Source organism: Acinetobacter shaoyimingii, assembly GCF_011578045.1.
In the GTDB taxonomy this organism is placed as follows: domain Bacteria; phylum Pseudomonadota; class Gammaproteobacteria; order Pseudomonadales; family Moraxellaceae; genus Acinetobacter; species Acinetobacter shaoyimingii.
Genome location: NZ_CP049801.1, coordinates 502,652 through 516,488, shown reverse-complemented (window position 1 = coordinate 516,488; position 13,837 = coordinate 502,652). Strand labels below are relative to the sequence as shown.

The 13,837-nt window shown below is 36.7% G+C and carries 9 protein-coding genes; 3 read left to right on the top strand and 6 right to left on the bottom strand.

Going from position 1 to position 13,837, the window contains the following annotated elements:
- Nucleotides 1-252: 252 nt before the first annotated feature.
- A complete protein-coding gene (locus G8E00_RS02360; protein ID WP_227591385.1) occupies nt 253-1,494 on the top strand; it encodes an NADH:flavin oxidoreductase/NADH oxidase family protein in 1,242 nt (413 codons plus the stop codon).
- Between the two features lie 23 nt (nt 1,495-1,517).
- Here the strand turns inward: G8E00_RS02360 and G8E00_RS02355 are convergent, their stop codons facing one another.
- From G8E00_RS02355 to G8E00_RS02340, 4 genes are all read right to left on the bottom strand, one after another.
- Nucleotides 1,518-1,700 (bottom strand): DUF7230 family protein, encoded by a 183-nt coding sequence (locus G8E00_RS02355; RefSeq protein WP_166008582.1) that lies wholly within the window; start codon nt 1,698-1,700, stop codon nt 1,518-1,520.
- 342 nt (nt 1,701-2,042) lie between these two features.
- Nucleotides 2,043-3,605 (bottom strand): MBL fold metallo-hydrolase, encoded by a 1,563-nt coding sequence (locus tag G8E00_RS02350; protein ID WP_166221724.1) that lies wholly within the window; start codon nt 3,603-3,605, stop codon nt 2,043-2,045.
- Nucleotides 3,606-4,352: 747 nt separating this feature from the next.
- Nucleotides 4,353-5,117: an SDR family oxidoreductase gene (locus G8E00_RS02345; protein WP_166008584.1), complete on the bottom strand. Its 765-nt coding sequence runs from the start codon at nt 5,115-5,117 to the stop codon at nt 4,353-4,355.
- Between the two features lie 224 nt (nt 5,118-5,341).
- Complete coding sequence (locus G8E00_RS02340) at nt 5,342-6,997, bottom strand: acyl-CoA dehydrogenase family protein (RefSeq protein WP_166221722.1); 1,656 nt, start codon at nt 6,995-6,997, stop codon at nt 5,342-5,344.
- 1,018 nt (nt 6,998-8,015) lie between these two features.
- On the opposite strand from G8E00_RS02340, the gene G8E00_RS02335 reads away from it, so the two are divergent.
- On the top strand, nt 8,016-9,512 hold the full coding sequence (locus G8E00_RS02335; RefSeq protein WP_166221719.1) for a PhoPQ-activated protein PqaA family protein: 1,497 nt from the start codon (nt 8,016-8,018) through the stop codon (nt 9,510-9,512).
- Nucleotides 9,513-9,566: 54 nt separating this feature from the next.
- Here G8E00_RS02335 and katG read toward each other — a convergent pair whose 3' ends face one another.
- Nucleotides 9,567-11,765, bottom strand: a complete 2,199-nt coding sequence (gene katG / locus G8E00_RS02330; RefSeq protein WP_166221717.1) for a catalase/peroxidase HPI — start codon at nt 11,763-11,765, stop codon at nt 9,567-9,569.
- Between the two features lie 483 nt (nt 11,766-12,248).
- Here katG and G8E00_RS02325 point away from each other — a divergent pair, with 483 nt between their 5' ends.
- Nucleotides 12,249-12,659: a DoxX-like family protein gene (locus G8E00_RS02325; RefSeq protein ID WP_166008588.1), complete on the top strand. Its 411-nt coding sequence runs from the start codon at nt 12,249-12,251 to the stop codon at nt 12,657-12,659.
- 55 nt (nt 12,660-12,714) lie between these two features.
- On the opposite strand, the gene G8E00_RS02320 is transcribed toward G8E00_RS02325, so the two are convergent.
- Nucleotides 12,715-13,836 carry an MBL fold metallo-hydrolase gene (locus tag G8E00_RS02320; protein ID WP_166008589.1) on the bottom strand — a complete coding sequence of 374 codons (1,122 nt, stop codon included), beginning with the start codon at nt 13,834-13,836 and terminating at the stop codon, nt 12,715-12,717.
- Nucleotide 13,837 lies beyond the last annotated feature (1 nt).

Sequence of the window (13,837 nt, the reverse complement as noted above, 5' to 3'; positions counted from 1 at the left end):
TTTATATATTCAGTTTAACTAGATGAGTGTTGCATCTTTATTGATCTTCTTGACTGACCTTCTAAGATTACAAACTGGACTATATACAAATTACTAAACAAATTAATGATCAAGCTTTATCAAAATCAAGCAATGTAATGGTTTGATGACGCAATGGTTTGATGAAGCAATGTTTTGACGATGCCCTGCTTAGATATTCATACCGAGCTAAAAAATTCTAAAGCTTATTTAAAACTGCATTCGGAGAGAACAGTGAATAACGAATTGATTTTAAAAACCCCATTACAATTGAACGCTCACACCATTTTAAAAAATCGAATTGTAAAATCGGCATTAAGTGAAGCTCTTGCCAATGCTGACGGCAGTCCTTCTGAAAAGCTTATTCGACTCTATGAAACATGGGCAAAATCAGGTGCAGGCTTAATCATTACAGGTAATGTAATGATTGACTCCAATGCATTAGGAGAGCCTGGAAATGTCGTCATTGAAGATGAAACGCATCTGAATGCATTAAGTCAATGGGCTAGTGCCAGCAAATCTGACGGTAGTCAAATCTGGATGCAAATCAATCACCCAGGTAAACAGGCGCTCAGAGGGTTAAATAAAGAAACCGTATCTCCATCTGCAGTGCCCTTTAGCTTAAAACTGGGTGCACTTTTTTCCACACCAAGAGCACTCGAGTCAGAAGAAATTTGGAAGATTATTCAACGTTATGCGACGACTGCTGAAATTGCGAAAAAAGCAGGTTTTGATGGCGTACAACTCCATGGAGCACATGGATATTTAATCAGTCAATTTCTCTCACCTCATCATAATCAGCGGACAGATGAATGGGGGGGAACAGCTGAAAAAAGACGTAAATTCGTACTTGAAATCTACAACGCCATTCGAGAAAAAGTTGGCGCTGATTTTACCATTGCCATTAAACTCAATTCCGCTGACTTTCAACGTGGTGGATTCACTGAAGAGGAATCATTAGATACGATTTTAGCACTCGAAAAAGCAGGTATTGATCTGATTGAAATTTCAGGTGGCACTTATGAAAAACCCATTATGCAATTGGGTCAAGTCAAAGCATCGACCCGATCACGAGAAGCCTATTTTTTGGATTTTGCAGAAAAGGTTAGAAAAGCAAGCAAAGTAAAATTGATGGTTACTGGCGGATTTCGTAGCTTGAATGGTATAGAAACAGCACTCAAAACAGATCAGTTAGATTTGATTGGTTTAGGACGAATTTTTGCGATTGAACCGCTAGCGCCACAAAGATTGCTCAATGGTGAGGAAAGTCTTCAAACAGTCAAACCTTTGACCACAGGCATCAAGTATATTGATCAGTTAGGTACCTTGGAAATTACTTGGTACACCAGACAACTACTTCGAATTGGACTGGGTAAACAACCGATTCCCAATGAAAATGGCTTGAAATCATTTATTCTGGATTTAAAAGATAAGGGTTTTGGTATTTTAAAAATGCGTCGATTACGTTCTAGTTAATTAAAAATTCAACAGATGATCCGTTAAACGGCCAACAATAAAAAAGAGCGATAATCTTCAGAATATCGCCCTTTTCTATGTTTGCTATAGCCTCGTTTTGCATCTTTCTTACGATCTACAAAAACTTGGCTCTTATTGATCTCATGCATATGTTTTGCCACAAAGTTGTGAATCACCACTTCTGGCATTTGTTTTTTCTTTGCCATTTTGTTCACCTTTTTTCTCTTTTACCATCAAACATGATGGGAATGTGATATTACGCTTTTTTGTGCATTTTACAAGCATTTTCACAAGGTATGAATTACATCAAATTCAGGAATTGTTGATTTGGTAGATATAGCCTTTTTCAATTTTTTTCAACACATAAGAATGTTTGAACCGACCATCTTAAACCAATTTGGATATGCTTTTTTTTACTACTCATCAAATCTAACATTTAAAAATTAAAAAAAAACACGAGACAAAATTGATCGTCTCGTGCGCTGAAACTTAACATAAAGTTTAAATTGATGATTTCATCTGGAAATAAAAAATCAAATCACTCTACATTAAGGGTTCGCTGAAAACTGCCCCTTTAAATGGATAAATGCACCATCTGCTTGAGCAATATTTTGATAGATCACCTTATTGGCATTATCAAAGATTTGAACAACATTACGTTTTGTTGAAGGTTCAGTCCAATACACCATAAAGACATTGGCAGCGACTTGTTTAGCCACATATTCAACATTCGCTGTTTGGATAGGTGCGGTGGTTGAAGTCACCACTAAATTTTTGCCATCTTTAAATTGCAAGGTATATTTAGCGTCACCAAAATCGGCATTTAAAGTCTGACCTAATGCAAAGAACGGATCAGTTAAAGTGCCTTGTTGACTGCTATCTTGGATAACACCTTTGACACCTGTAATTTTGCCCTGTAGATGGGTAAAGCTTGAATCTTTTGACGCAATGTTGGTATAAACCAAGTCGCGGTTATAATCTTGGACGTGTACAACATTGTCGCCCGATTTATCTTCATGCCAATAGACCATGAACACATTTTTTGCAATTTCTACAGGTGTATAAACAACCTTGTCATTGGTTTCTAAACCAACTGATCCACCTGCCCCCACAAAGGACATGTTTTTATTGTCTTTAAAATCTAAATCAAATTTCACTGAATCAAAATCAATCGTTACCGTTTGACCGATGACTGGATAAGGTGCCGCTACTTTCCAATCAATTTCTTTAGTAAACACTTGAGCTGACATTTCCAATGTTGGTCTATCTTCTAAGTTCGGATAAGCTTTATCCATAAACTGAATGATTTCCCCCGATGTTTTGTACTGACCAATGGCAGTTTTAAAATTCACTAAATATTCTTTAATCCAATCTAAGGGCTTTGGTGAAAAATCACTTTTCACATAATGACCAGGAATCACTTTCTCAGGATTTAAAGCTTTGATTTTCTCAATCTGTTTTATCCATTGATCAATGCCTTCAGCACCATTGGTATCTGCCATCCATAAATGGCTGTCATACGACACTGATATTCCGCCAAGCACCGTTTTTAAACTCGGAATCCATAAGAAACTATGCGCTGTATCTTCAGGATCAAGTTGCACTTCGACACGCTTGCCATCCAGCTCTAAGTAACCTTCATTTAATGCTTCTGGAATAATAATTTTTTCAGGTGCATCTGCTGCGAGTTGATCTTTCCAAACCGCCAACTTGTCATCTTTAGATGCACTGATGAGATAAGCCGTTTGCGCTGTAGAAACGACTTTTGCATTTGGGAAAGCCTTTAAAATTTCATTCGTGCCAAAGTAATAATCTGGATCACTATGAGAAATATAAATATATTTTAAGTTTTTACCCGATTTTTTAATCAGATCGACGACTTCTTTTGCATATTTATTTTGAAATTGAGCATCGACTAAAATGGCATCTTTCTCGCCAGAAATGACTGTAGAAGCCACTGCAAATATGCCATCAGCCCCCGGTGAATAGGTTTGTAAAGTTAAGGGCGCACCAGAGCTAGACTCATTTTGATCAGAAGAATCTGATGAATCATTACAGCCGCCTAAAAAAATGGTCGTCAGCACCAATCCGACACCAAACAACTTTTTCATATACATTCCTCTATCTAATTCGCATTGCATAATTTTTTGAATAAAGTAGCCCTAACCTGCAAAAAATATGTTGCAAGTTGAAATGGCATTTCGAGTTTTAAGGTAGAGTGCTGAACAATATTTTGAATTGAATAAAACTTATTTAAATCTAAAAATCGATCTAAAAATAAATCTCTTTAAAATCAAAATAAAATGAGAGATGTATTAAAAATACCAAATATTATTGTTCACACATTAAACAAATAAAATCATAAAGACCAAATATACTGATGAGAAGTACTTACATCTAAGTAAGTATAAAAACAATCATGATAAAATTTTAAGTTATTGATTAAAATAAAAATTTAAATTATTTTTTTGTGTAATTAGAATCAATCTCAAATGAGTTAAAAAAGTTCAAAAAAATATATTCGATAAAAAACAAATATTAATTTATATATAAATGTCATTTTTATGTTAATTCAAAATAATGATATAGTTCTAGTTTAAAAGATTTTATTCATTCAAAAATCATCATTTTTATTTTAAAAGCTGAGTACAACTTATTAATATAAAAAGCCTTCAACATGTGAAGGCTTTGTTAACTGGGCTGAGCACTAAAGTAGCTTTAATGTTCAAGCATTTGAATTTACAGCGATGTTGATATGACTGATATAACGGCATGCGATAACGATCAATTGATTTAAGTATTTACTCCGTTGTCGAATTTCATAACAACATTTGCAGCGTTTTAGCTATAACGCTATTTCAATTCCAATAACTTTGCTCAGTGTCTTTCACAAAAGCTTCTATGGATTGAGGGAATACATTTCTGAACTTAGCTTGATCATTCACAATGACATCCACCATCGCTGGAATATCTTGATCTTCAGGGAACTGATCCATAGCAAATCGAGGATTATCATGATTAATAATTGCCGTCTCTTTGTCGTACCAATTATTACTTGCTTCGATCAAACGATCATTAAAACCTGTAAAATATGGTCCAGGATTAATCGTTGATACGGTAATATTAAAGTCCTTCATTTCAACTCGAATAGCCTGAACAGCAGCCTCCAATGCATGCTTAGACGCACAGTATGCGCCATTCTTTTCATTACTAATAATCCCTGCAATTGAGGAAACAAAGACCAAACGACCCGATTTTCGCTTTGCAAACTTCTTCAAAAACTCAGTCGCTAGATGAATTGTGCCAAAGAAATTAACTTCAAATTGGCGACGTAATCGTGCTAAAGGCAAATCCACCAAAGCTCCACCCTCACCTATACCTGCATTATTCACCAAAATATCAATATCAAGTTTTAATGCATTTTGAACATCAATTTCATCGTTAATATCGAGCTTAAAAATGTTTAAGTTTAAGTTTTCAGCCTCTGCTTCTTTTTGTAATGATGTAATTTGACTTGGGATCTCAACAGATGCAAAAACATCATAGCCACGTCTTGCCAACTCAAGACTATAAAGTTTACCAAAGCCGCTACCTGCACCTGTAATCAAAATTTTTTTTGTCATGATATAAAAGCTCTTTTAATTGAATTGGAGCTTTTTAAAATACAGATCCATGTATTTATTTCGAGTAAATACAAATAAACAAAACAATAAATTACATTAAAAAATCAATATCATATTCAGTTACATTACATCTATTTTAATTTATTAATCATTAAAATTTTCTTAAAAATTTATGATATTTTTTAGGGTCAGACGATCTTATATCATCTGACCCATTACTTCACTTATTCAGTTGCAAAAGCACGATTTAAAATTTTATCAACAGCAATATGCTTTGCCTCAATCATACCGACCACTTGACCATGAAAACCACTGTAACGTGTTTGAATAAACGCATCTGAGACAAATTCAGGCGCATATTTCTTTAACAAAACAGCTTGTGCCAAAATCGTTAAACGAGTCACTAAGGTTCTTGCCATAAATTGCAATTCATCTGGCGAAGCTGTACTCAACAACTTAAATAACTCTTGAAGCTCTTTTTGTAAATCTGGTTCTGTTTGTGCAACATCCGAAAAAGATTGAAATAAAACTTCAATCGATTCACGATCTCGCGAAATCGCACGAAGGACATCCAAGCACATGACATTGCCAGAGCCTTCCCAAATGGTGTTGACAGGTGCTTCTTTAAAAATGCGCGCCATAATGCCAGTATCAACATAGCCATTTCCGCCAAAGACTTCCATCATCTCGCCTGTTAGTTCGACTGCTCTTTTGCAAATCCAGAACTTTGAAGCAGGCGTCATAATCCGTTTCCATGCTAGAGAAAGTTCATCCTCTTTTTCATAGCAGTGCGCCAAATGGAAACTCAGTTGCACAGCCGCTTCAGTTTCTAAGGCCAGATCAGTTAAGACTGCTTGCATCAGTGGTTGATTGGCCAATTCTTTACCAAATGCTTTACGTTGACGAGTGTAAGCTAAACATTGCACCAAGGCCTGACGCAACATTGCACTTGAGCCAACTGAACAGGTCAAACGGGTATAATTTGCCATTTCAATAATGGTCGGAATACCACGCCCCGCTTCACCCATCATGATGCCCCAAGCATCGACAAATTCAACTTCAGAACTGGAGTTGCTACGGTTACCCACTTTGTCTTTTAAGCGTTGCACATGAATATGATTTTTCGTGCCATCTTCCAACCAACGGGGCACAAAGAAACAGGCCAATCCATCTTGTTCAGTTTTTGCCACCACCAAATGTGCATCGCACATCGGTGCAGAGAAAAACCATTTATGCCCTGAAATTAAATAAGCCTTGCCACGTCCTGATTCAGCCACTGGTATAGCGACGGTTTCATTGGCACGAACATCCGATCCGCCCTGCTTTTCAGTCATGCCCATTCCAAGCCAAATGGATTTCTTTTGACTGATAGGCACATCCCGCTCATCGTATTCTGTAGATAAAAGCTTATCGCCAATTTTTGCCCACAATTCTGGTTCTTTTTGAATTAATGGAATGCTACCGAGCGTCATCGAATTTGGACATAAATTGCCGCATTCGACCTGACCACTTAAGTAAAATTTAGCCGCCCAATCAATCCAACACGCTTGATGCGTAAAAATGGAAAATGGATGTGAATGCACCGCAAATTTTCGGTTCAATGCCATCCATTTATGCCAAGCAGGATGAAACTCAATGACATCTTTACGGCGACCGCGGGCATCAAATTGATGCAAAATTGGGGTATGTTTATTGGCTAAATCGGCGTATTCGTAGTATTCAGATGTTCCTACGATGTGACCAAACTCAGACAGATGAGACTGATTACGACTGCCATAACGGTTGAGTATTTCCTGTAAAACCACATCTGTGTCAAAAAGATTGTAGTTCTGCTTTTCATCAAATTGATTGGAAATTTGGTGGGTTTGCCATGCAGTCATTAGATATCCGTCCCTTATTCTAACTATCTTATATTCGTATATATGATCAGTATATTCTCAAACTCAGTTATATCCAGATCTAACTATAAACGCTACAGATGTTTTTAATCACGAATTTGCTCAAGATCTTTTGAATAAAGTCTTTTTCGGTTCGATAACGTTAAAAGCTAATTTTTTCATCAATCTTATTTTGACTACATAAAATTTGTGATCAAAATTCCTCTTCTGAGCAAGTGAAAAATGCTTCTTTAAATGAAGTGTTAGTGAGGGTTAGTAAGATGTCATTTTAAGTTTGAAGCCCTTGATCCTAGCCTCCTCTCTGAGGAGAAGGCAATCTCATTGATAATTAGATTCAATGATCATTGTTTGAAAAACACGAATAAAGTATTAACTCTTATAATCGTTTTTTCAAATTATTTTAAAAAATATTATTTATTTCACAGATTTTAAAGTATGAATTATCTTATTCACATACCAGATAGCAAGCAGTGAACCGCTTGGGTATCGACCAAATTCTAAGTCAGTTTTCATCCCAGCATCCCTCTTTAGCTGGGATTTTTTTTGCTTGATATTCTTCGAGACATTTTAATCTCTCACTGTTAGATTTTGACTCCACCAAATATCTGCGTCATTGAATCAATGACCTGCTTAATAACACTTAAATTGGTCGAAATCGTCTCACTTATGGCAGATTTGGATTAGGTATAAGCTTAGTGAGAACTATTAAACTTATAATATGTATACCTTTATGATGCTTTTCTTCTGATTTTCTTCAACGGCAGAAATCTTTTAGCTGATCTGTTACAAACTAAAAAATCAATGACACCAGTCTAAAGCCTAAAATTTAACAACATTTCAAATCTAAGCATAGAATACTTAAATCGTTTATAAAAATATTCTCGATTAGAAAATATAGAAATCCTTCAGATACTTTGAGTATTCAATGATTTCAAATGATAAAAATCAAACTCTACAACCTAAATTTTCTTTCTACGTTATTCATTCTTTGAGAAGTCCAATGCAAATCACTAAAACACTCTTCATGATGATGCTCTCATTGTCTATTTCAGCCTGTAAAAATAATGACTCTTCAGATACTAGCTCAAACACCCAATCTGCATCTTATTGTGATAGTAAAAATCTGGAATTTTACGATGTAATTCCTTGCTATAGCGAAGGACTGGCTGATCTTCCTCTCGTTTATTCCTTATCTAAATCCGAAGTTTTAGATCATGGTTTGATGTTAAAGACCTATCAATTAAATTCACAAAATTGGTCTCCAAATAACCAAGCATCTCCACAACAATGGCAACACGAAGTCAATATTTATATTCCAAACCATTCCCCTAAACCATATGCCCTACTCGTGATTAATGATGGAACAAATCTGGATTCAACAGGTAAAAACAAATTGCCTACTAACTTCACCACGGCCATGTTAAAAAACATTGCTCAACAGACAAATAGTGTTGTGATTTCCGTTAGTAATATTCCAAATCAGCCATTGTCCTATGAAACGGATTCTGTCGGTTTAGTTGAAGATTACAATGTTGCAAGAAGTTGGGATATTTTTCTAAAAGATCCAATGCAATATCAAAATATGTCGGTACATATTCCAATGACGGCAGCCGTTTCTCAAACGCTACGTTTAGCTCATCAAGAATTAAAATCTTTTGGTATAGAACAATATGTAGCTACTGGGGCATCTAAACGAGGTTGGGTGTCATGGCTCGCTGCAATTGATAATGATAAAATTAAAGCCGTCGTTCCATTTGTTTTTGACCTATTAAATACTCAAAAAGGTCTAGAACATATGTATTTATCTTATGGGAAAAATTGGCCAATCGCCTTTTATCCTTATTATGTATACGCTACAGATCAGAATATCCAAACAACAAATTTTACCGACTTGATGAAAATTGAAGATCCTTTACAGTATAGAAATTCTAAATATTCTGAACGACTTACCATTCCCAAATATATTATTAATGCAAGTGGTGATGACTTCTATGTTCCAGACAATACCCAATTTTATTACGATGAGTTACAAGGAACCAAATCTTTACGTGTTGCACCAAATTCCGACCATGCAGGAATTTTAAACATTGCAGAACAATCACTCATTCATTTTTTAAATCGTTTTCAAAATCAAAAAGCGCTTCCTTCAATTTTAGAACAACAAACAAACCAATCTTTAACACTAAAATTTTCTGAACGACCCACTGAATTAAAACAATGGACTGCAACAAATTTAAAAGATCGCGATTTTAGATATGCCTGTAATATTCAGTACATTTCTAAACCTTTAAATATCAATCCAAATCAAGATGTGACTATTGAGTTAAATCAGCCTGTACAAGGTTGGCAAGCCACATTCATAGAAGCAATATTTGAAGATGGTTATGTTGCTACATCACAAGTTTATATTCGTCCCGATGAGATTTATCCTACTCATGCACCAGCAAACAAAGAAGGCGCATGTCAGTCAATTGCAGGACGGGGTTTAACACCTTAAAATCAAAATAAAAAAACCGCCCTTTCGGACGGTTTTTTTGATTTCAATGCAAAATTATTTTTTCACATCAAAACGGTCAGCATTCATGACTTTTGTCCAAGCGGCAACAAAGTCTTTCACGAATTTTTCTTTGTTGTCATCTTGCGCATACACTTCAGCATATGAACGAAGAATCGAGTTCGAACCAAATACAAGGTCAACACGTGTTGCTGTCCATTTGGTTGCACCAGTTGCACGGTCAACGATGTTGTATGAATTCTTACCAGTTGGTTTCCAGTTATATTTCATGTCAGTTAAATTGACAAAGAAATCATTGGTTAACACACCCACACGGTCTGTAAATACACCATCTTGAGAACCAGAATAGTTCGCGCCCAAGACACGTAATCCGCCAATTAATACAGTCATTTCAGGCGCAGTTAAACCCAACAACTGAGCACGATCAAGCAATAATTCTTCAGGTTGAACCACATAATCCGCTTTCACAAAGTTACGAAAACCATCTGCTTTTGGCTCAAAATCTTCAAACGAATAAACATCTGTTTGCTCTTGAAGAGCATCGCCTCGACCTGCAAGGAATGGAACGGTAATGCTCACACCCGCTGCTTGTGCTGCTTTTTCAACGGCTGCTGTACCACCCAATACGATTAAGTCGGCAATGCTGACTTTCTTCGCAAGACTTGCTTGAATTTCTTCAAGTTTCGTTAAAACTTTCGCGAGGCGTGTAGGCTCATTTGCGACCCAGTTTTTCTGTGGTTCAAGACGAATACGAGCTCCATTTGCGCCACCACGGAAGTCTGAACCACGAAAAGTACGTGCACTGTCCCAAGCCGTTGCAATCAACTCAGCAGAAGATAAACCGCTGTTTAGTAGTTTCACTTTTAATTCTGCAATTTCTGCATCAGAAAGTGTGTAATCCACTTGCGGAATTGGATCTTGCCAGATCAAATCTTCAGCAGGCACATCTGCACCTAAGTAACGTGATTTTGGTCCCATATCACGGTGAGTCAACTTGAACCATGCACGAGCAAAAACTTCAGAGAGCTGATCTGGATTGTGATAAAAACGTTCTGCAATTTTACGATATTCAGTGTCAAATTTCAGTGCCATATCGGCATCTGTCATCATTGGGTTACGGCGTACATTCGGGTTATGTGCATCGACAGGTTTGTCTTCTTCACGAATGTTGATCGGTTCCCATTGTTTTGCACCAGCAGGACTTGTGGTTTTTTCCCATTCATAAGTGAAAAGTAAATAAAGGAATTCGTTATCCCATTTGGTTGGATGAGTCGTCCACGCACCTTCTAAGCCACTGACCATGGTATTTGCACCGTTACCTGTGCCTTCAGGATTGTGCCAACCTAGACCTTGGAATTCAACATCTGCACCTTCAACGTCTTTACCTAACAGTTCTGCTTTACCGTTACCATGTGCTTTACCCACTGTGTGACCACCGACTGTCAAGGCTACGGTTTCTTCATCATCCATACCCATACGGTCAAAAGTGACGCGCATATCTTGCGCAGTACGTAGCGGATCTTGAATACCATCCACACCCTCAGGGTTCACATAAATTAAGCCCATTTGCACCGCAGCAAGCGGATTCTCTAAGCTTGAACGATCTTGATCATTGGCATATCGTTCTTCAGTTGGTGCAAGCCACTGACGTTCTTCACCCCAGTAAATATCTTTTTCTGGCGCCCAAATGTCGACACGACCACCGCCAAAACCAAAGGTTTTTAGTCCAGCGACTTCATAAGAGACTGTACCCGCAAGTACAATTAAGTCACCCCATGAAAGTTTGTTACCATATTTTTTCTTGATTGGCCAAAGTAGACGACGACCCTTATCGGTATTGACGTTATCAGGCCAGCTGTTGAGTGGTGCAAATCGTTGGTTACCTGTATTGGCACCACCACGACCATCTTGCTTACGATATGAACCTGCTAAATGCCATGCAGTACGTACAAACATACCAATGTAGCTACCCCAGTCTGAAGGCCACCATTCTTGGCTACTGTTGATCAAGTCACGAAGATCTTGCTTGACTGCTTCTAAATCGAGGGAATTGAATGCTACTGTATAATCGAAGTCTGGATCGAGTGGATTGGTTTTTTTATCGTGTTGCGAAAGGATATCGAGATTTAGCGCATTTGGCCACCAATCTGCATTATTGGTGCTGGCTAAACTGGTTTGACCGCCTTCCAATTTGCTATGGAATGGGCAACCTGATGCTTGCGTATCGTTTGTCATATTAAGCTCCAAATTAATCTGGATGTGATGATATTTTTTGAATCAGTGAAATGTGTTCTAGTAGGTAACATAACCTGCTTATTAAAAAACAAAAAACAGATTAATTTAATGAGTTTAATCGAAAATCACTATCAATATTAAATAGATTGATTTTTATGAATTTAAATTTGTCTAAGTCAAAATCAATACAGATTCCACTTACACTAAACAACAAAAGTTACTTTAATTCCTTTATTTTATTAATACACTTTTCCAATATTTTATAAATGACATTTTTGCTTATTTTTTAAGAATTTGTTTTAAAAAATTGTTTTTGACTAAAAGACTCAAAATCCCCACAATGAAAGCTAATCCTTGAAAATGAATGTTCGTTTTATATTTACGGCTCTTATATTTACAGATTGTGATTACACTTTCATGTCTTAATATAAAATGCATATTTCCGTAAAGCAAATTAAAAAAAATCAATATCTTGAGAAAAACATGCAATCTACCCTTAGCTCAATATTAAGAACCTTACAATTGACACTCGCTATACTTTGGATCTATCAAGGACTCGTACCAAAAATCATCTATCAAGTAAATGAAGAACATCTGTTCTGGCAATATACAGGTATTCAGTTTTTAACAGTTCCAACGTTGATTACGCTTTCAGGTATGATAGAGATTGTATTTGGTAGTTTATTTTTACTAGTGAAAAAATCCATTTTATTACATGTAATTAATATTGTTGGGCTGACCATTTTAATGATCATTGTCGGCATCATTTACCCACAGTATTTCTATCATGCTTTTAATCCAGTGGTGATGAATATTGCCATGATCACGCTTTCAATCATTGCCATACAAATACTTCACTCAAACAAAAAAATGAAAGATATTACTTACACTTAAATAGCAATACAATTACAACCTTAAATGCTAACTAGAATAAACAACATCTTTTAAATTAAACAATTAAACGCCGCCCCTCACGTATACAATAAAAAGGCTTCATCAGTTTAGATGATTTATTCATCGCCCGATTCAAATCATATTCTGGCTGATCTCGCATTTCATCGGTCAACTGAAAAGTTCGATAATGAATCGCCAATGAACGACGAGCTTGTAAATCCACATGTGCTTGAAAAGCATCTTGCGGGTTCATATGCATATGTTTCATTAAAGCACGAGGCTCATAAGCCCCAATTGGCAATAATGCAATGCGCGGAGTACCCAAGCGTTTTTGTATTTCTTTAAAATGCGGTGAGTATCCTGTATCACCTGCAAAAAAGAAATGCCCATGATCTGAGACAATTGAAAAACCACCCCAAAGCGCTGCATTTTGATCTCTTAAACCTCGACCAGAACCATGCTGAGCTGGTGTATAAACAATTTTTAAATTGTGCATTAATGCAGATTGCCACCAATCCATTTCCACCACATTAAACTCTTGTGGCAAATAATGTGCATTTCCTAGTCCCGTATAAATAGGCATAGCGAACTTGTGATACAGCCATCTTAAGGTGGCAATATCCATATGATCATAATGGTTATGACTCAGTAAAACGCCATGAATTCTTGGGAGTTGTTCCAAAGCAATTCCTGCAGGAATAACACGCTTAGGACCACTTCCCTGCTTAGGACTGACATGTTCAGACCAAACTGGATCGGTTAAAAAGTTATATGGTCCAATCTGCAACAATACTGTCGCATGACCGACAAACCAGACTTGCCAATCGTTTAGATCTGCATTTGGGCGTTCTTCAGGTAAGGCTCTTTTGGTCGCCAGAAAGTCTTTATATTCCTGAGCTGAGTCTACATCCCATGTGGAAGATTTACGCGACAATATCCATTTCAATAGACTCCAACGGCTACGCTTATCTGGATTCGGCAGGAGATTATAAAATTTCTCGCCATCAAAATGATCCGTTGAAATATAATTAAAACGTGGATTGGTCCATGTATGCGAAATACAGTTTTCAGTCACCAATTGGAAATGCAATCCTGAATCTTTTGTCACTGCAGAGGTTTTTTTTGCATGTTCTTCCTGAAGATTGTCATGATCTTCAACTTGCGTCAGTTTCACCATG